Raw genomic sequence first — 20,191 nt, forward strand, 5'->3', positions numbered from 1 at the left:
GAGGTGTAACAAGATGAACACCACAGACCGGCAAATCACGTTCTCCGCTCTTTCCTATCTTCTTTCTTATCCGGATGAAGAGTGGAGAGCCGAGCTTCCCGATTGGAAGGCTCTTATCCTTGAAATCGGCAACCAGCAAATCCGGGAGAAGCTGCTGCACTTTTTCGATGCGACAGCCGGCTTTTCTCAAGAAGCGCTGATTGAACACTATGTCTATACGTTTGACTTCGGGAAAAAAACGAATATGTACGTCACCTACTTTAACTCAGGCGAGCAAAGGGAACGAGGCATTGAATTGCTGCAATTAAAAAACACATACGAGCAATCCGGCTTCCTGCCGACAGAGAAAGAGCTGCCTGATTACCTGCCGCTTATGCTGGAATTTGCCGCGATTGCGGAGATTGAAGCAGCAAGAAGTGTGTTTGAGAAATATCTGTCCAATGTGAGGGAGCTGGCATCCCGTCTTGAAAAAAATGACAGCATCTATGCTGAGCTGCTGCACGTGCTGCTGTCCGCGCTGGAAAACATCGGCGTGCGTGAAAGCGTTGAAGGGGCTGTTCAGGCATGAGCGGGCAGATCCTGTGGGGCGTCATGCCATACATTGTATTGACGATCTTTATCGGCGGCCATATTTACCGCTATCAGCATGACCAATTTGGCTGGACGGCGAAATCAAGCGAGCTTTTGGAAAAGAAAAAACTTGCGGCGGGCAGCACACTTTTTCACTGGGGCATGGTGTGCGTTATCGGCGGGCATCTCATGGGAATTTTGATCCCGGAAGCCTTGTACTCTTCCATTGGCATTTCAGAGCATGTGTATCACAAAATGGCGATTGGCGCAGGCCTACCGGCGGGGATCGCGGCATGTACCGGACTTATCATCCTGACGTACAGAAGGCTGTTTGACAAAAGAATCCGCAAAACCAGCTCGCCATCGGATATCCTTACGCTCCTCCTGCTGCTGTTCATGATGCTGTCGGGTGTTGCAGCCACGTTTCTCAACATTGATTCGAAAGGATTTGATTACCGGACAACTGTAGGGCCGTGGTTCAGGGAAATCGTTTTGTTCAGGCCTGACGCCTCCTTGATGGAGAGTGTCCCGCTATGGTTTAAGCTTCATATTATTATAGGATACGTCGTTTTTATCCTGTGGCCGTTTACGAGATTGGTTCACGTGTTCAGCCTTCCGCTCAAATATTTGACACGAAGCTATGTCGTGTATCGGAAACGCTCGTAAAAATCCCCCCTCAATGAGGGGGATTTTTTATGATAATCGTTTGATGAAAAAATAAAAACGCAAGATATTTTCTGCCAAGGTAATGGCTGGGCGGCCAGGAATCCTGTTATGTTTGTATTTGGAAATAACATCATCTAAAAAGGAGAGTGAAGAATGAAGCGGATTTTACTCATTTTAACTGCTTGTCTTATGACAAGCGCCGGGGTCCTGACACTCAGACATTCTCATGTATTAACCGGCGGTACAGCCGGACTGTCACTAAGCCTGACATACTTGTTTCATTCCTCGTTTGCTATTATCTTCTTTCTGATTAATATCCCGTTTTATATATTTTCTCTCATCAGAATGGGCATCACATTCACCTTATCAACTGTATTTGCAGTCACAGCGCTGACTCTGTTTACAAGCGCGGATCACTGGCTGCCGTCTGTCTCTTTTTCGTCGCTTGCCGGGGCAATTTGCGGCGGGGCGCTGATTGGATTCGGCCTGTCTCTCATGTTTTATCATCAGGCATCCCTCGGCGGCGCCAATATTCTCGCTTTATTTATGCAAAAACGGTACGGATGGAATCCTGGGACAGTTAATTTCCTCTTTGATTTTGCCGTAGTGCTGGCCGGCATCTTCTCAGTCGGCTTGCTGAAAGGGCTCTGCTCCTTAGTGTCGATTGCGGCCACGGGCCTGATCGTCAGTTTCTTCAAAAATAAAATTAAAAGCAGCTACTCTCTCAACTCGGCTTTGTTCCAGAACATCACACCCGGCCAATCACAGGAAGCCTCATCATAAGCCTTTCCGCCTCGTGCGGGGAGGCTTTTCTTCTGCAAAGGTTTAAATGTTAGAAAGAAGAGGAAATACGGAGGTAATCGGATTAGATTGGAGAGAATCAGGATGCTGAAAAGGAGACTGGAGTTTTTCTTTTTATATATGATGCTTATCGGGGCATATGTTATATGGTTTTTTCCGGTTTCCAGACTTGAGTTTTACGGAGGATTGCTTTGCTATGGAAGTATTATTTTGTTCAGCATCTATTCGTTAATTCTTGAAAACCGCACCTCGCAGCACACGCTGTTATGGATTCACATTCTTGTCTTTTTTCCAATCGCCGGCTATATGTTTTATCTGTTTTCCGGACAGCTTTATGTGAAGGGAAAGCTGTTTAAGACAAAACGAATGTACAACAGGGAAAAGCTCAGGAAGCTGTTTGACATGGAGGAAACGCCGGAAGTGACAGGGCTGAAGGACAATCAGGAAAGGTTCTTTACGTATTCCATCAGGGCTGCCCATATGAATATCAATACGAAAAGCAATATCAAAGTGCTGAAAAACGGTGAAGAAACCTTCCCGGACATTTTCAAAGCGATGAGGAAAGCGGAATCTTATATACATATTGAATACTACATGTTTAAATCAGACATGCTCGGCCGCGGCATGATGGACATTATGATGGAGAAAGCGCGTCAGGGTGTCGAGGTGCGGTTTTTATATGACGCCGCAGGGAGCATCAAGCTGGCAAGCAGAGATATCATGAAAATGAAACAAGCGGGAGTGGACATCGTTCCGTTTTCTCCCCTGAAATACGGGTTCTTCAATCAGAAACTGAATTTTAGAAATCACCGGAAAATCGTGATCATCGATGGGAAAATCGGTTTTGTGGGCGGATTAAATGTCGGGAAGGAATATATAAGCAGAGATCCGTACATCGGGTTTTGGAGAGATACTCACCTGCGGCTGGAAGGAGAAATTGTGCAAACGCTTCACGCCATTTTTATGCTGGATTGGGAATATGTCTCCAATGAAGTGTTAATTGATCAAGAGGCGTACAATACGCCGGTTCCCGTGGAGGGAGGGGGCATTTATCAAATTGTCGCGACAGGCCCTGACATGAAGGAAAGCATGAGCGACCTTTATTATGAAATGATTTCTTCAGCGCAGAAATCAGTATGGATTGCCACGCCCTATTTTGTCCCGAATGAGTCCATTCGCACGGCGCTGAAAGCAGCGGCGACAAAAGGCGTGGAGGTAAGAGTGATGGTGCCGGAGAAGAACGACAGTTTTTTGACACAATACGCGTCGAGATCCTATTTCCCAGAGCTGCTTCTGGAGGGCATTGAAGTTTATTCGTATCAAAAAGGCTTCATGCATCAAAAAGTCATGATCGTTGATGGCGACCTCGCCTCCGTCGGCACCGCGAATATGGACATGCGCAGCTTCCAGCTCAACTTTGAAGTGAACGTGTTCTTCGCAGATGCCGAAGCGATTCGCACTCTTGAAGCCCATTTCGAAGAGGATATGCTGGACAGTGAAAAACTCAGCCCTGTCGGCTTTTATAAAAGGGGAATGGCCGACCGGACAAAAGAATCCTTTGCCCGTCTGTTTTCAGGTGTTCTGTAAGAAAAAAGAAATCTGATCTTTCAAAACAGCCGGTGTATAGTATAATTGAGAAATGTTATCAGTTATTTATGCATTGGGGGAAGATAGGGTGCTGCGGCAGTTTTTTTCGTATTATAAACCATATAAAACGTTGTTCTTTCTCGACTTTTTCTCGGCGATCGCGGGAGGCTTAATGGAGCTGAGTTTTCCTTTGATCGTCAATTATTTTATTGATACCTTGCTTCCGGGCAGGGACTGGGGGCTGATCATCGCGACCTCAATCGGCTTATTTGCGGTGTACGCGCTCAGCTCCGCTCTCCAGTATATCGTTACATACTGGGGGCACATGCTCGGGATCAATATCGAGACCGATATGAGAAAGTCGCTTTTTGACCATTTGCAAAAGCTCTCGTTCAAATTTTACGACAACAACAAGACAGGAACGCTGATGTCGAAGCTGACGAACGATTTAATGTACATCGGCGAAGTTGCCCATCACGGTCCGGAAGATTTATTCATTGCCGTCATGACCATTCTCGGGGCGTTCGGGGTGATGCTGTTTATTAACTGGCAGCTGGCATTATTAACGTTTATCATCATGCCGATTGTTATTTGGCTTGCGCTTTATTTCAACAAAAAAATGACCAAAGCATTTACCACGCTGAACAAAGATATCGGAGACTTCAGCGCACGGGTAGAAAATAATATCGGCGGCATTCGGCTCGTGCAGGCGTTCGGCAATGAAGCGTTTGAAAAAGAACGTTTCGCCGTCAACAATCAGCGTTTCCGTGTCACAAAGCTTTCCTCATACAAAATCATGGCGAAAAACGGTTCAATCAGCTATATGCTGACTCGGTTTGTCACGCTGTTTGTCCTTTTATGCGGTACGTGGTTTGTCATTCGCGGTTCCTTATCGTACGGGGAATTTGTGGCGTTTGTGCTCCTGACGAATGTACTGTTCAGGCCCATTGACAAAATTAATGCCATTATCGAAATGTATCCGAGGGGGATCGCCGGTTTTAAAAGCTATATGGAGTTGATGGAGACAGAGCCGGATATTCAGGATTCTCCGGATGCGAGAGACGTTTCCGGCCTGAAGGGCAATATCCGCTATGAAGATGTTTCATTTGGCTATGATGACCATCACAACGTCCTCAATGACATTAACTTGTCCATTCAAGCGGGGGAAACGGTTGCGTTCGTCGGTCCGTCAGGCGCGGGGAAATCAACGCTTTGCAGTCTGCTTCCGCGCTTTTATGAAGCATCGGAGGGCGACATTACGATCGACGGCATCAGCATTAAAGATATGACGCTGTCTTCGCTGCGGGGGCAGATTGGCGTCGTGCAGCAGGACGTTTTCTTATTCTCGGGCACGCTTCGAGAAAATATCGCCTACGGCCGATTAGACGCATCAGAAGAAGACATTTGGCAGGCTGTGAAACAGGCGCATCTGGAAGAGCTCGTCCATAACATGCCGGATGGATTGGATACCATTATCGGTGAACGCGGCGTGAAGCTCTCCGGCGGGCAAAAGCAGCGGCTGTCAATTGCACGGATGTTCTTGAAAAATCCGTCAATCCTGATTCTAGACGAAGCAACCTCGGCTCTTGATACAGAAACAGAAGCGGCGATCCAAAAGGCGCTTCAAGAATTGTCGGAGGGGCGCACGACGCTCGTGATCGCCCACAGATTGGCGACGATCAAAGACGCGGACAGAATTGTGGTCGTCACAAACAACGGTATTGAAGAACAAGGCCGCCATCAAGACCTGATTGAAGCCGGAGGCCTATACAGCAGGCTGCATCAAGCGCAATTCGGGCAAATGGTTCAGCAATAGGAGGAAAATATGGATAGAAAAAATGTGCTGTACATTGCCGTTTCATTGGACGGGATGATCGCGAGAGAAGATGGAAGCATCGATTGGCTGGATGAATTTGAAGGTGAAGGCGATAACGGATACAGTGATTTTTATCAGACGATTGATACCGTCATCTTAGGCCGGAGCACATATGAACACGTCAAAATCCTCACACCGGTTTTCCCGTATCAGGATAAAACATGCTACGTTTTCACAGGAACGCCCGGCAGTTATCAGGATGAACATGTGACATTTATCAATGAGAGAGCCAAGGCCTTTACTGACCGTTTGAAACGGGATAAAGGCTTAAACATCTGGATAGCAGGCGGGGCAGAGCTGGTGAATGCCTTTATGAAAGAAGACGCCATCGACGAATTCATCATCACCATTATTCCAGTCGTTTTAGGGAGCGGCATCCCGCTGTTTCACGAACTAACAAATGAAACAAAGCTGCGGTTAAAAGGGATGAAACAATTTGGACAGGCGGTTCAGCTCCATTATGTAAGGCCATAAGAAAAAGGATAGACAAGATGTCTATCCTTTTTATATGTAAGTTAAAGCGCCTCTTTTTCAGCAGGCTCGACGATATTTTGGAATTTTTCAATCAGCTGTGATGCTTTGGTTCCTTCCACTACAATCAAATATTCCTTTTCATTATGAGCCATGCGGAACGTTTCAAGCTCAATTAAGCTTTTGATTTTGCACATCGTTTTCTTCGAATAAATATAAACCTCGTGGCTTCCGGAATGGCACATTTTATAAAGATGAATCAAATTTCTTAAAGTAAATGCCTGTGCGGCTACTTTCAGAGACTTGATGTTTTTCATGATCTTTCTCCTCCATCGATTGTTGTCTTATATAGCGTATGTTCCCAGAGCCGACGATCTGTAAACCTGATTTTGCACATTTAAGATTTCCATTGCAGCGTGCCGCCGCCGATGCGTTTGACGCCGCGGATGGAGCTTAATTCATCCATCAGGCGGAGAAGCGCCTTGTCTTTCTGTTTTGCTTCAATCATGAAATCAATATTTGTTCCCCATTGCCTGAAGCGTTCCAAGAGCGGCAGCAAAAAGTTGGCGTCAACATAATCGGCATGGCTGCGTATGGTTTGCTCCGATTTTGGGGAAGACAGGTGAACCTTTGGCTGCAGCCCGATCCGCTCCCACGTTTTGATCATCCGGGGCAGTGCTTCATTCAGGTCGGCGTGATCATCTTGATTGGCGTAAAAATGATGAAAGTCAAAGACAAACGGAACATCCTCTTTTTCACAGACCTGAAGTGTTTCTTCCGTCGTATATGTTTTATCATCATTTTCAAGCGTCATTCGCTGTTTGATCTCCTGCGGCAGCTGCTTCATATTTTGCTGAAATTGAGCAGTGGCAGTTTCTTTATCTCCGTAAGCGCCGCCAATATGAATGTTGATAACTGAGCGATCAGCAATGCCCATGGCTTCAAGCATGCGGTAGTGATACGCCATATCGGTTACCGCATTTTTTGTGACGGATTCCTTCGGGCTCGTAAACAGAGTGAATTGGTTGGGGTGAAAGCTTGTTCGCAGATGATGTGTTTTGACAAGCTCCCCGATCTCCCGAAATTCCTTTTGAAACGGCGTCACAAAATCCCACATCACATCAGGATGCGTGGCCAGCGGAACAATCGAGCTGGAAAAACGGTACAAAGGAATGCCGTGGCCGATGATATAGTGAAGGGTTCTCATCGTATTGCGCAAATTGGCTTTTGTCACAGTCAGAAGCGCTTCTTTTCTTTCATCCTTTGCAAGCTTGGAATAACGCGCGAATGTTAATGTTTTAGCGGGAGACGCATCCCAAAGGCTCATCGCGTTTGAAACGAACCCGAATCTGAAAATCATAGGAACTCTCCTTTATAAAAAATAAGATATTGCTCTGCCAAGCCATTCCGCCGGGCGCTGCCTGAATGTGCGTTTTTTGAAATTCTCCTTAGTCAGCAGCTCCGACCTTTTAATATCCTCTTCAATCGTGGCATAGACTTCTTTTGTAAAAGCTTTATCATCAATTTCAACATTCACCTCTTCATTTAAAAAGAAGCTTCGCTGATCAAAATTGGCGGTGCCGATGATGCTGAAATGATCGTCAATAATCAGGGCTTTCACATGATAAAACCCCTGATAAAAGCGGTAGATAAGACAGCCGGCATCCAAGAGCTCCGAATAATACGTATAAGCTGCTTCTCTGACTAGTGGATGATCTGATTTCATCGGCACGATGATCGTAACGGCTACACCGTTTTTTCTTGCTTTGACCAAGGCCTGCTGAAGTGATTTTGTCGGAATATAATAAGGTGTGCAAATGGTAATGCGCTCTTTTGCCTTCGCGATATTTGCCAAATACGTTTTTTCAAGAGAATAACCGTCAGTCGCATAAATCTTATGAGAGATATTCCCTTGTGGAAGCTCCGGCCAAACATCCGGGCTTAGTTCAGCTGATCCGGTATTTCGTTTCAAGTCGGCGGTAAAAAGCGTCTGAAGATCGCGGACGCCTTCCCCCTTCATACGCAAATGATAATCCTCCCAATTGCCGAACTTCGCCTTCTTTCCCAGGTATTCCTCACCGATGTTAAACCCGCCGATATAGCCGATTTTTCCGTCTATCACAGCGATTTTCCGGTGATTCCGTTTTTGCATATGAAAAAAGAAAAAAGGAAAACGAGGCTTGTTAAGAAAATGAACCTGAACCCCGGCATTTTTCATCGTCATCAGCGCCGGTTTTTTAATTTTTTGGCTGCCGGACCAATCCAGCAGCAAATAAACAGAAACACCGGCTTGTGCTTTTGCTTTCAGCAGCGTAAACATATTGTGGCTGACCTCATCGTTTTTCATAATAAAAAACATAACGTGAACTGAAGAAACGGCCTGGCGGATGTCTTCCATCATCCGTTCCACAAGATCAGCACCGCAGTGGATCAATTGAATATCGCTCTTCTTATTTGAAAAAACAGGCTCGTACGCGTTTTTTTTATAAATGGCGCGTCCCATGAAGATATCAAGCAGAATGAAAGCCAATAGTATGATGACAATGATGAGAATCACGAAAAATATCTTCATCCCGGCACTCCTTTCCGTAGTAAAGATAGTGTGCCCGAACAGCAGGAATTTAATTATTGACTGAACACTCATTCATTATTTATCATAAAGATAATCTTATACAGATTCGAGGGTAGGGGATCGCGGTCTTTATCAGTAAAAAGGGGGAATTGGAATGAGCGGCTTTCTCATCGCAAATGCATTGTTATTTCTGGTTGTAACCGCTTACGCTGTCTATTTGTTTGTTTACTTGGTCAAAACGAGACTGGCCTACATCAGGCTCGGCCAGAAAGAACAATTTGATAAACGGATCAAGGAACGGCTTCACGCCATTTGGGTGAATGTATTCGGACAGAAAAAACTGCTCAAGGACAAGAAAAGCGGAATCATTCACGTCATGTTTTTCTACGGATTTATATTGGTTCAGTTCGGAGCTATTGACTTTATCATCAAAGGACTGGCTCCCGATCGGAATCTGCCGCTTGGCCCTGTCTATCCCGCTTTCACCTTTTTTCAGGAAATCGTTACGTTTCTCATTTTAATTGCTGTGGGCTGGGCATTCTACAGACGTTATATCGAAAAGCTCGTCAGGCTGAAACGCGGTTTCAAAGCAGGACTTGTTCTCATTTTTATTGGGGGGTTAATGCTGACGGTTCTGCTTGGAAACGGGATGAATCTGATCTGGCATGAGCACGGGCTTTCTTGGAGCGAGCCGATAGCATCTGGTATTGCGTTTTTGCTTGGCGGAATTGGGAAAACAGGCGCGGCGGTCATTTTCTATATCGCATGGTGGGTCCATCTTCTGTTTTTGCTGAGCTTTTTAGTGTACGTGCCTCAGTCGAAGCATGCCCATTTAATCGCCGGACCTGCCAATGTTTTTTTCAACAGAATGGAATCGGCCGGAAAGCTTGAAAAAATCGATTTTACCGACGAAACGAAAGAAAGCTACGGAGCGGGGAAAATAGAAGATTTCAGGCAGTCCCAGCTGCTTGATCTGTACGCGTGTGTCGAGTGCGGCCGCTGCACCAATATGTGTCCTGCAACAGGCACCGGAAAAATGCTGTCGCCGATGGACTTGATTTTGCGCCTCAGAGACCATCTCACAGAAAAAGGCGCGGCCGTCACCTCACGCTCGCCTTGGGTGCCCGCGGCAGCGTTCCGGCATACGAGAGGCAATCAGCTGGCGGCAGCGTCAGCGGGCAGCGGATCGCAGGAAGCCGCCGCCGCGCTGGATTACAATCCGAGCTTGATCGGCGACGTCATCACAGAGGAAGAAATTTGGGCGTGTACGACTTGCCGGAATTGCGAGGATCAATGCCCCGTCATGAACGAACACGTGGATAAAATCATCGACCTCCGCCGCTACCTCGTACTGACAGAAGGAAAAATGGACAGTGACGCACAGCGCGCCATGACCAGTATCGAGCGGCAGGGAAATCCGTGGGGCCTCAACCGCAAGGAACGTGAAAATTGGCGTGACGCGGCGCCGGAAGCCGAGATTCCGACCGTAAAAGAAATGAAAAAAGAAGGAAAAGAATTTGAGTACCTTTTCTGGGTCGGTTCCATGGGGTCTTACGACAACAGAAGCCAGAAAATCGCGGTCTCCTTTGCCAAGCTGCTCAATCACGCGGGCGTGTCCTTCGCGATCCTCGGCAATAAAGAAAAAAATTCAGGAGACACGCCGCGCCGCCTCGGAAATGAATTTTTGTTCCAAGAGCTGGCTGAGAAGAATATCTCTGAATTTGAAAAAAATGATATCAAAAAAATCGTTACGATCGACCCGCACGCATACAATTTATTTAAAAACGAATATCCGGATTTCGGATTTGAAGGCGAGGTTTATCATCATACAGAAGTGCTGGCCGAGCTGGTGAAGAACGGGAAATTAAAACCGCAGCACCCGCTTCAAGAGGCGATTACCTTCCATGATTCATGTTACTTGGGCCGGTACAACGAAGTCTATGATCCGCCGAGGGAGATTTTGAAAGCCATTCCGGGCGTACAGCTGATTGAAATGGAAAGAAACCGGGAAACCGGCATGTGCTGCGGCGCCGGCGGGGGATTAATGTGGATGGAGGAAGAAACGGGCAACAGGATTAACGTCGCCAGGACAGAGCAAGCACTCGCGGTCAACCCATCGGTAATCAGCTCCGGCTGTCCGTACTGTCTCACGATGCTTGGGGACGGCACAAAGGCGAAAGAAGCCGAAGACCGGGTCAAAACGTATGACGTCGCCGAGCTTCTGGCCCAATCTGTCTTAGGCGCTGATATGAAAATGGGGGAGAAGCCATGAATTTTTCATTATCAGAAGAACACGAAATGATCAGGAAATTGGTCCGTGATTTTGCAAAGCATGAAGTGGCCCCGACAGCGGCAGAACGCGACGAACAAGAACGCTTCGACCGCGAGCTGTTTCGGGAAATGGCGAATCTAGGGCTGACGGGAATCCCGTGGCCTGAAGATTACGGAGGAATCGGAAGTGACTTTCTGGCTTACGTCATCGCGGTGGAGGAGCTTTCGAAAGTGTGCGCCTCCACCGGTGTGACGCTTTCCGCCCATATCTCTCTATGCAGCTGGCCGCTGTTTGCCTTTGGGACGGAAGAACAGAAGACAGAGCACTTAACACAGCTTGCCCTCGGAGAGAAAATCGGCGCTTTCGCTTTGACCGAAGCAGGGTCCGGTTCTGACGCCGGCGGCATGAAAACAACTGCTGAACGAATCGGCGATGATTATGTGTTAAATGGTTCAAAAGTGTTTATCACAAACGGCGGGATTGCGGATATTTATATTGTTTTTGCCGTCACCGATCCCGAAAAAAAGAAAAAAGGCATTTCCGCTTTTATAGTAGAAAAGGATTTCGAAGGATTTTTGACAGGCAAGAAAGAAAAGAAGCTGGGCATCCGTTCGTCCCCGACAACGGAAATCACGTTCGAAGATTGTGTTGTGCCTGCAGCAAACCGACTCGGAGAAGAAGGGGAAGGCTTCAAAATCGCGATGAAGACGCTAGACGGAGGCAGAAACGGCATTGCCGCTCAAGCTGTGGGAATCGCTCAGGGGGCGCTTGATGCGGCGCTGCAATACGCAAAAGAGAGAAAGCAATTCGGAAAATCGATCGCCGAGCAGCAGGGCATCGCTTTTAAACTCGCAGATATGGCTACAATGATAGAAGCTTCAAGGCTATTGACCTATCAGGCGGCGTGGCTTGAATCATCAGGCCTTCCATATGGAAAAGCTTCTGCCATGTCCAAACTGCTGGCGGGGGATACGGCGATGAAGGTGACGACCGAAGCCGTGCAGATTTTCGGCGGCTACGGCTATACAAAAGATTATCCGGTTGAACGCTATATGCGTGATGCAAAAATCACGCAAATCTATGAAGGCACTCAAGAAATTCAAAGACTTGTCATCTCCCGAATGCTCGCGGATTGATGCAAAACATCTATCAGTCGGATCACTCTTGTAAAATTATTTAAATTAACGCCGTTAAGGGTAGCATATTCTGTTTTATTTTGTTTATAATGAGAGGTATGGTTTGTATAAGAACGATACAAAATCGCTTTCATTATTGATAAAACAGATACATATATGTAATAGAAAGGGAGTGTCCGACCTTGGGTATCAAACAATATTCACAGGAAGAGCTAAAGGAAATGGCTTTAGTTGAAATCGCTCACGAATTATTTGAAGAACATAAAAAACCAGTTCCATTTCAGGAGCTTTTAAAAGAAATCGCATCTTTGCTCGGCGTGACAAAAGAAGAGCTTGGAGACCGCATCGCTCAATTTTATACAGATTTAAACATTGACGGCCGCTTCCTGGCGCTTTCTGACCAGACTTGGGGGCTTCGCAGCTGGTATCCGTATGATCAGCTTGACGAAGAAACGCAGCCGACAGTCAAGGCGAAAAAGAAAAAAGCGAAGAAAGCAGTCGAAGAAGATCTTGATCTTGACGAGTTTGAAGAGATCGACGAAGACGACATTGATTTAGATGAAGTCGAGGAAGAACTTGATCTTGACACCGACGATTTTGACGATGAAGATCTCGATGAAGACGACGACGATCTTGAGATCGAAGAGGATATTATTGATGAAGATGATGAAGACTATGAAGAAGAAGAAGAAGAGGATCTCAAATAGTAAAAGATTTCATCTTCAAAACGATCTTGACTTTCATAGTCGAACTATGTAGTATGTATTTTGGGCTCTTCAAAAACGAAGAGAGAACATAGTACGTTATGCTCCCTTTCAAGAAATTGAAAGGGAGCTTTCTTATTTTCACCCCTCATTTTTCTTATAAATCATTTAAAAGGCTAAATGATTTTTTATAAAATAGTACATTTTAAAAATGTAGCTAAGAGCGAAGAGAGGAGCAAACGAAATGACGAAATATATTTTTGTAACTGGGGGAGTTGTATCCTCACTTGGAAAGGGTATTGTAGCAGCTTCATTAGGACGTTTGCTGAAAAACCGCGGAATGAACGTGACGATTCAAAAATTCGACCCATACATCAACGTTGACCCGGGAACAATGAGCCCGTACCAGCACGGTGAAGTATTCGTAACGGATGACGGCGCTGAAACAGACTTGGACCTTGGTCACTATGAGCGTTTTATCGACATCAACCTGAATAAATTCAGCAACGTGACAACAGGTAAAATTTATTCAACAGTTCTTAAAAAAGAACGCCGCGGAGACTACCTTGGCGGAACCGTACAGGTCATCCCGCACATCACAAACGAACTGAAAGACCGTGTTTACCGAGCGGGGAAAGAAACAAACGCAGATGTTGTCATTACAGAAATCGGCGGTACTGTCGGAGACATCGAATCACTGCCATTCCTTGAAGCGATCCGCCAAATGAAGAGCGACATCGGCCGTGAAAACGTAATGTACATCCACTGTACGCTTGTTCCTTACATTAAAGCTGCGGGTGAATTAAAAACAAAACCGACACAGCACAGCGTAAAAGAATTGCGCAGCTTGGGCATTCAGCCAAACATCATCGTCGTTCGTACAGAAATGCCGATTTCTCAAGATATGAAAGATAAAATCGCACTATTCTGCGACATCGATACAAAAGCGGTTATCGAGTGTGAAGATGCGGACAACCTTTACTCCATTCCGCTCGAGCTTCAAAAACAAGGGCTTGATAAGCTCGTTTGCGAGCACATGAAATTGGAATGCAAAGAGGCGGAAATGTCCGAGTGGCATGAGCTTGTGAACAAAGTCAGCAACCTGTCTCAAACGATCACAATCGGCCTTGTCGGTAAATACGTTGAGCTTCCTGACGCATACATCTCTGTTGTCGAGTCTCTCCGCCATGCGGGCTATGCGTTTGACACAGATGTAAAAGTAAAATGGATCAACGCGGAAGAAGTGACAGAAAGCAACATCGAAGAGCTCACAAGCGGAACGGACGGCATCATCGTGCCGGGCGGATTCGGAGACCGCGGTGTTGAAGGTAAGATCGTCGCAACAAAATACGCACGCGAAAACAAAATTCCGTTCTTGGGCATTTGCTTGGGCATGCAGGTTGCGTCTATTGAATACGCACGAAACGTACTGGGCTTAAAAGGCGCTCACTCAGCGGAAATTGATCCGTCAACGCAATACCCGATCATCGACCTTCTTCCTGAACAGAAGGATGTTGAAGATCTCGGCGGAACGCTTCGTCTCGGCCTTTACCCTTGTAAGCTTGAAGAAGGCACGAAAGCCTTTGAAGTGTATCAGGATGAAGTGGTGTATGAGCGTCACCGCCACCGTTATGAATTCAACAACGAATTCAGACAGCAAATGGAAGACCAAGGCTTCGTATTCTCAGGCACAAGCCCTGACGGACGCCTTGTTGAAATTATCGAGCTGAAAGACCACCCTTGGTTCGTGGCTTCTCAGTTCCACCCAGAGTTTAAGTCAAGACCGACAAGACCTCAGCCGTTATTCAAAGGCTTTATCGGAGCGTCTGTCGAAGCTGCAAATCAGAAGTGATAAAAAAGACTTGCCGTTTGTCAAAAGCGGGCAAGTCTTTTTTATTTGTTTCCGGCAAGAGACAGCATGTACAATAAGATATTATGCATACTCTTGCAGAATTTCTTTTAATGTGAACGATAAAGCATGGTAGACATACAGTGCAGTCATTAATGAGGGAAATCCGTAACGGGTGCCGTCTTCATCGGGCACAAGCGGCATTTTTAATTTAGAATCAATATGCACATCACAATATTGTTCAATTCCCGCACTGTCTTTAGCTGAAGGCGATACGCATACGACTCCCGCACCTTTTTCATAAAGCTCTTTCGCCAGCGCCTGCTCTTCGGCTGTGCCCGTCCCTGAGCAAAACATCAGCACCCTGTCGCTTTCTGTCACTTCCTCAGCGCTTTCTGGAAAGGCTTTGACGGATGGGAAGGGTTCTTTGCTTTCGGTGGCCTCATAAAAGACGCCCTGAAGCTCATTAGCTCCATATAAATAAATGGAATGCCCGCTGATCACCGCTTGAGCAAGCAGCCGCGCCCCATCTTCAATCGCGTCAGATTCCTTATCCTGAATGCGGGAAAAAATACCTGTTAACTGCGTCGTAAATATTTTCAACATAAGTGAATCCTCCTTTATAACGTACAATATCAGTATACAACAAAAGAGAAAATGCTCAGAAAATGTCGTAAAGTAGACTATTATAATTAAAGGAAATAGGAAAATCAAACAGAATACATACACTACTGCTTACTTTTGACGAAAATCATAATATTGGGGTGTAAAATGATGAATGAAAAAATTTTAATCGTTGATGATCAATACGGCATACGTATTTTGCTTAACGAAGTATTCAATAAAGAAGGCTACCAGACGTTTCAGGCTGCAAACGGCCTGCAGGCGCTTGACATCGTGACAAAAGAACGGCCCGACCTTGTGCTTCTGGACATGAAAATTCCCGGCATGGACGGTATCGAAATCTTAAAACGGATGAAGGTCATTGATGAAAACATCCGGGTGATCATCATGACGGCATACGGAGAGCTCGACATGATCCAGGAATCAAAGGAACTGGGCGCTTTGACGCACTTTGCGAAGCCGTTTGACATCGACGAAATCAGAGATGCCGTGAAAAAATATCTGCCCCTGAAGTCTAATTGACAAAAAGAAGAAACAAATGAATCATGTCATTGTGTTGCCGATTTGTCGAAAAGTTGGTATTCTAGTTATGGAGAAAAAGCGATCTGGTATTTACATATGACAGCAATAGATGGGTCATGCTAGGGTGGAAAGCTTTTTTCGCTAGAAGACAATCAGGCTACATAAGGAGGACATTCGACATGCCTTTAGTTTCTATGACGGAAATGTTGAATACAGCTAAAGAAAAAGGTTATGCTGTAGGACAATTTAACTTAAACAACCTTGAGTTTACTCAAGCGATTTTACAAGCAGCTGAAGAAGAAAAATCTCCAGTGATCCTTGGTGTTTCCGAAGGTGCGGGACGCTACATGGGCGGCTTCAAAACAGTCGTAGCTATGGTAAAAGCACTTATGGAAGAGTACAAAGTGACAGTTCCTGTTGCGATTCACTTAGACCACGGTTCAAGCTTTGAATCTTGTGCGAAAGCGATTCATGCAGGTTTCACATCTGTAATGATCGACGCTTCTCACCATCCATTTGAAGAAAACGTAGCAACAACTGCTAAAGTTGTTGAGCTTGCTCATTTCCACGGAGTATCTGTAGAAGCTGAGCTTGGAACAGTAGGCGGACAAGAAGATGACGTTATCGCTGAAGGCGTAATCTACGCTGATCCTAAAGAGTGCCAAGAGCTTGTTGAGCGCACTGGCATCGACTGCCTTGCACCTGCATTAGGTTCTGTTCACGGCCCTTACAAAGGTGAGCCAAACCTTGGCTTCAAAGAAATGGAAGAGATCGGAAAATCAACTGGTCTTCCGCTAGTTCTTCACGGCGGTACTGGAATTCCGACTGCTGACATCAAAAAATCAATTTCACTTGGTACAGCTAAAATCAACGTGAATACTGAAAACCAAATTTCTTCTGCAAAAGCTGTTCGCGAAACATTGGCAGCTAAGCCTGACGAGTACGATCCACGTAAATATCTTGGACCAGCTCGTGAAGCGATCAAAGAAACAGTTATCGGTAAAATGCGTGAATTTGGTTCTTCAAACCAAGCTTAATTCAATTGGAACGTTTATAGCCGCCTGACAGCTTGACAGGCGGTTTTCCGTCTATCTTTAGAAAGCGCAATCATATTCACAGTTCAGAAAATTTCTTACTCAGGGAGGCTTTTTGAAAATGTTATTTTTTGTTGATACAGCTAATATCGATGAAATTAGAGAAGCGAATGAATTAGGAATTCTCGCCGGTGTAACGACGAATCCTAGTTTAGTAGCAAAAGAAGCTAACGTATCATTCCACGACCGTCTTCGCGAGATCACAGACGTCGTGAAAGGCTCTGTAAGTGCAGAGGTTATTTCTTTGAAAGCTGAGGAAATGATCGAGGAAGGAAAAGAACTGGCGAAAATCGCACCGAACATTACGGTGAAAATCCCGATGACGTCTGACGGTTTAAAAGCGGTAAGAGCACTTACTGACTTAGGCATCAAAACAAACGTCACATTGATCTTCAATGCAAACCAGGCGCTTCTTGCTGCCAGAGCAGGGGCAACGTATGTATCACCATTCCTGGGACGTTTAGATGACATCGGCCACAACGGACTTGACCTGATTTCAGACGTCAAGCAGATTTTTGACATTCACGGTCTTGAAACACAAATCATTGCGGCGTCAATCCGCCATCCGCAGCACGTGACAGAAGCCGCTTTAAGAGGGGCTCATATCGGCACAATGCCGCTTAAAGTCATTCATGCGCTCACTAAGCACCCGTTAACAGACAAAGGAATCGAACAATTCCTGGCAGACTGGAATAAATAATGCAAAGGACGGCAAACAGCTTTATGCCTGTTTGCCGCGGCCTTTGTTTTTCACCGTCCTGATACAGCGGACCTTCAGATGCAAACGCCGCTTTACAGAGAAGGAATCATTGGGCTGCAGAAGCTGATATCGGAATGAAGGGTTTGCGTACTGCTTTTGCCGGATGACGACGATGTCTCTTGAGCCGGCGGGTCTCTGTGCAATTTTCGAAACCTGTGCCCCGCAAAGCTTCGCTATTTTCTTCCTGATATTTTACAATGTGTTGTATTCTTTCTCTTCGAATTGGCTAGATTTTGGACATGAGCTTTATTTGCAGAGACAGAATAAAATGACATTTTATTTAGCTCCGCAGCTATCTTCTTATGGAAGGAGACTATCATGGAAAAGTTGAATATTGCCGGCGGTGACTCGTTAAACGGTACAGTACATATCAGCGGCGCTAAAAACAGTGCTGTTGCATTAATACCTGCAACCATTTTGGCAAATTCCGAGGTGACAATTGAAGGGCTTCCAGAGATTTCAGATATTGAAACGCTGCGTGACCTGTTAAAGGAAATCGGCGGCAACGTGCATTTTGAGAATGGGGAAATGGTTGTTGACCCCACGTCGATGATCAGCATGCCGCTTCCTAACGGAAAAGTAAAAAAGCTTCGCGCGTCGTATTATTTAATGGGGGCGATGCTCGGCCGCTTCAAGCAGGCCGTCATCGGATTGCCCGGCGGCTGCCACTTGGGCCCCCGTCCGATTGACCAGCATATTAAAGGCTTTGAAGCACTTGGAGCTGAAGTAACCAATGAACAAGGCGCCATTTATTTGCGTGCTGAAAGGCTGAGAGGCGCACGCATTTATCTAGATGTCGTAAGCGTAGGGGCAACCATTAACATTATGCTTGCCGCTGTTTTGGCAGAAGGAAAAACGATCATCGAAAACGCTGCCAAGGAGCCTGAGATCATTGATGTCGCGACACTGCTTACAAGCATGGGCGCCAAAATCAAAGGTGCGGGAACCAATGTGATCCGAATCGATGGCGTGAAGGAACTGCACGGCTGCAAGCATACGATCATTCCGGACAGAATTGAGGCCGGGACATTTATGATTGCAGGGGCTGCAATGGGCAAGGAAGTCATTATCGATAATGTGATTCCCACTCATCTTGAGTCGTTAACGGCAAAGCTGAGAGAAATGGGCTATCATATCGAAACAAGCGACGACCAGCTTCTCATTGTCGGCGGGCAGAAGCACTTAAAGCCGGTTGATGTCAAAACCCTTGTATACCCGGGCTTTCCGACTGATTTGCAGCAGCCGATGACAGCACTCCTGACAAGGGCAAAAGGGACAAGCGTCGTCACGGACACCATTTACTCGGCAAGATTCAAGCACATTGATGAGCTGAGACGGATGGGTGCCAATATGAAAGTAGAAGGCAGATCTGCCATCATCACAGGTCCTGTCGAGCTTCAAGGCGCAAAAGTGAAGGCGAGTGATCTGCGTGCCGGAGCCTGTCTGGTCGTAGCCGGCCTGATGGCTGACGGCGTCACGGAAATTACGGGCTTGGAGCATATTGACCGCGGATACAGCACCCTTGAGAAGAAGCTCGAGGGGCTAGGAGCAACAATCTGGCGTGAAAGAATGACTGATGAAGAAATAGAACAGCTTCAAAATTCATAATGGTTTCTTGTGAGAGGAGATCGTGTTGAAATGGAAAGAAGTTTATCAATGGAATTGGTACGTGTGACTGAAGCTGCGGCATTGGCATCTGCAAGATGGATGGGCCGGGGGAAAAAAGATGAGGCTGATGAAGCGGCAACAAGCGCAATGAGAGACGTTTTTGATACAGTTCCGATGAAAGGAACCGTTGTGATCGGTGAAGGAGAAATGGACGAGGCGCCGATGCTGTATATCGGGGAAAAACTCGGAAACGGGTACGGCCCGCGCGTCGATGTCGCAGTTGACCCTCTTGAAGGCACAAACATCCTAGCAAGCGGCGGCTGGAACGCGCTGACGGTTATCGCGGTCGCAGACCACGGCACGCTTCTGAACGCTCCTGACATGTATATGCAAAAAATCGCAGTCGGTCCGGAAGCGGTGGGCTGTATTGATATTGAAGCACCTGTCATTGATAACCTTAAAGCGGTGGCAAAGGCGAAAAATAAGGACGTTGAGGACGTCGTTGCCACAATCTTAAACCGTGAAAGACACGCAAAAATTATTTCCGAGCTTCGTGACGCCGGCGCCAGAATCAAATTGATTAATGATGGCGATGTCGCAGGCGCCATCAACACGGCTTTCGACCACACGGGCGTTGACATCCTGTTCGGATCAGGCGGAGCTCCTGAGGGTGTGCTTTCTGCTGTTGCGTTAAAAGCGCTGGGCGGAGAAATTATCGGTAAACTTCTTCCGCAAAGCGATGAAGAAATCACACGCTGCCACAAAATGGGCCTTGATTTAAGCAAAGTCCTCCGTATGGAAGACCTTGTGAAGGGTGATGACGCGATTTTTGCAGCTACCGGGGTAACTGACGGCGAGCTGTTAAAAGGCGTTCAATTCAAAGGCTCTGTCGGCACAACTGAAAGCTTAGTTATCCGTGCAAAATCAGGCACAGTCCGCTTCGTTGACGGCAGACACAGCCTGAAAAAGAAACCAAATCTTGTAATCCGTCCATAAAAAAAGAAAAAGCGGGTGTGAGCCCGCTTTTCTTTTGCAGAAAAGAGTCAACTCTATCAATTCCGTGTCAAAACCTTATTTCA

At 46.3% G+C, this 20,191-nt stretch carries 19 protein-coding genes; 15 read left to right on the top strand and 4 right to left on the bottom strand.

What is annotated here, in order from left to right:
- The first annotated feature begins 13 nt into the window (after positions 1 to 13).
- The 6 genes from narJ (at position 14) to KHQ79_RS05390 (ending at position 5,974) form a co-directional block, all read left to right on the top strand.
- Positions 14 to 568, top strand: coding sequence for a nitrate reductase molybdenum cofactor assembly chaperone (gene narJ, locus KHQ79_RS05365; protein WP_003235853.1), 555 nt, complete (start codon positions 14 to 16; stop codon positions 566 to 568).
- Positions 565 to 1,236: a respiratory nitrate reductase subunit gamma gene (gene narI, locus KHQ79_RS05370; protein ID WP_003235851.1), complete on the top strand. Its 672-nt coding sequence runs from the start codon at positions 565 to 567 to the stop codon at positions 1,234 to 1,236. The genes narJ and narI overlap by 4 nt, the downstream gene beginning before the upstream one ends.
- A gap of 153 nt (positions 1,237 to 1,389) precedes the next feature.
- A complete protein-coding gene (locus tag KHQ79_RS05375) occupies positions 1,390 to 2,019 on the top strand; it encodes a YitT family protein (protein WP_225514335.1) in 630 nt (209 codons plus the stop codon).
- 102 nt (positions 2,020 to 2,121) lie between these two features.
- Positions 2,122 to 3,624: a cardiolipin synthase gene (gene cls / locus KHQ79_RS05380; protein WP_019259749.1), complete on the top strand. Its 1,503-nt coding sequence runs from the start codon at positions 2,122 to 2,124 to the stop codon at positions 3,622 to 3,624.
- A gap of 88 nt (positions 3,625 to 3,712) precedes the next feature.
- A complete protein-coding gene (locus KHQ79_RS05385) occupies positions 3,713 to 5,440 on the top strand; it encodes an ABC transporter ATP-binding protein (protein WP_225514337.1) in 1,728 nt (575 codons plus the stop codon).
- 9 nt (positions 5,441 to 5,449) lie between these two features.
- On the top strand, positions 5,450 to 5,974 hold the full coding sequence (locus tag KHQ79_RS05390; protein WP_225514338.1) for a dihydrofolate reductase family protein: 525 nt from the start codon (positions 5,450 to 5,452) through the stop codon (positions 5,972 to 5,974).
- Between the two features lie 41 nt (positions 5,975 to 6,015).
- Here KHQ79_RS05390 and KHQ79_RS05395 read toward each other — a convergent pair whose 3' ends face one another.
- From KHQ79_RS05395 to cls (KHQ79_RS05405), 3 genes are all read right to left on the bottom strand, one after another.
- The gene (locus KHQ79_RS05395; RefSeq protein WP_003235842.1) at positions 6,016 to 6,288 is read right to left on the bottom strand and encodes a hypothetical protein; all 273 of its coding nucleotides are present in this window, start codon (positions 6,286 to 6,288) and stop codon (positions 6,016 to 6,018) included.
- An 80-nt stretch (positions 6,289 to 6,368) separates the two neighbouring features.
- Positions 6,369 to 7,331: a UV DNA damage repair endonuclease UvsE gene (gene uvsE / locus KHQ79_RS05400; protein ID WP_225514340.1), complete on the bottom strand. Its 963-nt coding sequence runs from the start codon at positions 7,329 to 7,331 to the stop codon at positions 6,369 to 6,371.
- A gap of 12 nt (positions 7,332 to 7,343) precedes the next feature.
- Positions 7,344 to 8,543, bottom strand: coding sequence for a cardiolipin synthase (gene cls / locus KHQ79_RS05405; protein ID WP_225514342.1), 1,200 nt, complete (start codon positions 8,541 to 8,543; stop codon positions 7,344 to 7,346).
- Between the two features lie 154 nt (positions 8,544 to 8,697).
- Here cls (KHQ79_RS05405) and KHQ79_RS05410 point away from each other — a divergent pair, with 154 nt between their 5' ends.
- The 4 genes from KHQ79_RS05410 to pyrG all read left to right on the top strand — a co-directional run bounded on the left by KHQ79_RS05410 (position 8,698) and on the right by pyrG (position 14,507).
- Positions 8,698 to 10,815 (top strand): heterodisulfide reductase-related iron-sulfur binding cluster, encoded by a 2,118-nt coding sequence (locus KHQ79_RS05410; protein ID WP_225514344.1) that lies wholly within the window; start codon positions 8,698 to 8,700, stop codon positions 10,813 to 10,815.
- Positions 10,812 to 11,951, top strand: coding sequence for an acyl-CoA dehydrogenase AcdA (gene acdA, locus KHQ79_RS05415; RefSeq protein ID WP_003235835.1), 1,140 nt, complete (start codon positions 10,812 to 10,814; stop codon positions 11,949 to 11,951). The genes KHQ79_RS05410 and acdA overlap by 4 nt, the downstream gene beginning before the upstream one ends.
- Before the next feature lie 182 nt (positions 11,952 to 12,133).
- Entirely contained in the window at positions 12,134 to 12,658 is a 525-nt protein-coding gene (rpoE, locus tag KHQ79_RS05420) for a DNA-directed RNA polymerase subunit delta (RefSeq protein ID WP_225514345.1), read from the top strand.
- Between the two features lie 241 nt (positions 12,659 to 12,899).
- The gene (gene pyrG, locus KHQ79_RS05425) at positions 12,900 to 14,507 is read left to right on the top strand and encodes a glutamine hydrolyzing CTP synthase (RefSeq protein WP_003235830.1); all 1,608 of its coding nucleotides are present in this window, start codon (positions 12,900 to 12,902) and stop codon (positions 14,505 to 14,507) included.
- Positions 14,508 to 14,588: 81 nt separating this feature from the next.
- Here the strand turns inward: pyrG and KHQ79_RS05430 are convergent, their stop codons facing one another.
- Complete coding sequence (locus KHQ79_RS05430) at positions 14,589 to 15,110, bottom strand: DUF2529 domain-containing protein (protein ID WP_119914394.1); 522 nt, start codon at positions 15,108 to 15,110, stop codon at positions 14,589 to 14,591.
- Positions 15,111 to 15,275: 165 nt separating this feature from the next.
- Between KHQ79_RS05430 and spo0F the strand changes: the two genes are divergently transcribed.
- The 5 genes from spo0F to glpX all read left to right on the top strand — a co-directional run bounded on the left by spo0F (position 15,276) and on the right by glpX (position 20,108).
- Positions 15,276 to 15,650 carry a sporulation initiation phosphotransferase Spo0F gene (gene spo0F / locus KHQ79_RS05435; protein ID WP_003227621.1) on the top strand — a complete coding sequence of 125 codons (375 nt, stop codon included), beginning with the start codon at positions 15,276 to 15,278 and terminating at the stop codon, positions 15,648 to 15,650.
- Positions 15,651 to 15,829: 179 nt separating this feature from the next.
- Positions 15,830 to 16,687, top strand: coding sequence for a class II fructose-bisphosphate aldolase (locus tag KHQ79_RS05440; RefSeq protein ID WP_003243339.1), 858 nt, complete (start codon positions 15,830 to 15,832; stop codon positions 16,685 to 16,687).
- A 118-nt stretch (positions 16,688 to 16,805) separates the two neighbouring features.
- Complete coding sequence (fsa, locus tag KHQ79_RS05445) at positions 16,806 to 17,444, top strand: fructose-6-phosphate aldolase (protein WP_003235823.1); 639 nt, start codon at positions 16,806 to 16,808, stop codon at positions 17,442 to 17,444.
- A gap of 378 nt (positions 17,445 to 17,822) precedes the next feature.
- A complete protein-coding gene (locus tag KHQ79_RS05450; RefSeq protein WP_003235821.1) occupies positions 17,823 to 19,112 on the top strand; it encodes a UDP-N-acetylglucosamine 1-carboxyvinyltransferase in 1,290 nt (429 codons plus the stop codon).
- 30 nt (positions 19,113 to 19,142) lie between these two features.
- On the top strand, positions 19,143 to 20,108 hold the full coding sequence (glpX, locus tag KHQ79_RS05455; RefSeq protein WP_225514347.1) for a class II fructose-bisphosphatase: 966 nt from the start codon (positions 19,143 to 19,145) through the stop codon (positions 20,106 to 20,108).
- Positions 20,109 to 20,191: the final 83 nt, after the last annotated feature.

Source organism: Bacillus sp. TSO22 (assembly GCF_020223595.1).
Classification (GTDB): domain Bacteria; phylum Bacillota; class Bacilli; order Bacillales; family Bacillaceae; genus Bacillus; species Bacillus inaquosorum.

Bases quoted from the DNA above. Each gene is read 5' to 3' on its own strand.
- KHQ79_RS05440 (WP_003243339.1), top strand. From the start codon at position 15,830: ATGCCTTTAGTTTCTATGACGGAAATGTTGAATACAGCTAAAGAAAAA.
- narJ (WP_003235853.1), top strand. From the start codon at position 14: ATGAACACCACAGACCGGCAAATCACGTTCTCCGCTCTTTCCTATCTT.
- spo0F (WP_003227621.1), top strand. From the start codon at position 15,276: ATGATGAATGAAAAAATTTTAATCGTTGATGATCAATACGGCATACGT.
- cls (WP_019259749.1), top strand. From the start codon at position 2,122: ATGCTGAAAAGGAGACTGGAGTTTTTCTTTTTATATATGATGCTTATC.
- KHQ79_RS05390 (WP_225514338.1), top strand. From the start codon at position 5,450: ATGGATAGAAAAAATGTGCTGTACATTGCCGTTTCATTGGACGGGATG.
- KHQ79_RS05410 (WP_225514344.1), top strand. From the start codon at position 8,698: ATGAGCGGCTTTCTCATCGCAAATGCATTGTTATTTCTGGTTGTAACC.
- KHQ79_RS05430 (WP_119914394.1), bottom strand. From the start codon at position 15,110: ATGTTGAAAATATTTACGACGCAGTTAACAGGTATTTTTTCCCGCATT.
- KHQ79_RS05395 (WP_003235842.1), bottom strand. From the start codon at position 6,288: ATGAAAAACATCAAGTCTCTGAAAGTAGCCGCACAGGCATTTACTTTA.
- narI (WP_003235851.1), top strand. From the start codon at position 565: ATGAGCGGGCAGATCCTGTGGGGCGTCATGCCATACATTGTATTGACG.
- KHQ79_RS05375 (WP_225514335.1), top strand. From the start codon at position 1,390: ATGAAGCGGATTTTACTCATTTTAACTGCTTGTCTTATGACAAGCGCC.
- glpX (WP_225514347.1), top strand. From the start codon at position 19,143: ATGGAAAGAAGTTTATCAATGGAATTGGTACGTGTGACTGAAGCTGCG.
- uvsE (WP_225514340.1), bottom strand. From the start codon at position 7,331: ATGATTTTCAGATTCGGGTTCGTTTCAAACGCGATGAGCCTTTGGGAT.
- pyrG (WP_003235830.1), top strand. From the start codon at position 12,900: ATGACGAAATATATTTTTGTAACTGGGGGAGTTGTATCCTCACTTGGA.
- acdA (WP_003235835.1), top strand. From the start codon at position 10,812: ATGAATTTTTCATTATCAGAAGAACACGAAATGATCAGGAAATTGGTC.
- KHQ79_RS05450 (WP_003235821.1), top strand. From the start codon at position 17,823: ATGGAAAAGTTGAATATTGCCGGCGGTGACTCGTTAAACGGTACAGTA.
- cls (WP_225514342.1), bottom strand. From the start codon at position 8,543: ATGAAGATATTTTTCGTGATTCTCATCATTGTCATCATACTATTGGCT.
- fsa (WP_003235823.1), top strand. From the start codon at position 16,806: ATGTTATTTTTTGTTGATACAGCTAATATCGATGAAATTAGAGAAGCG.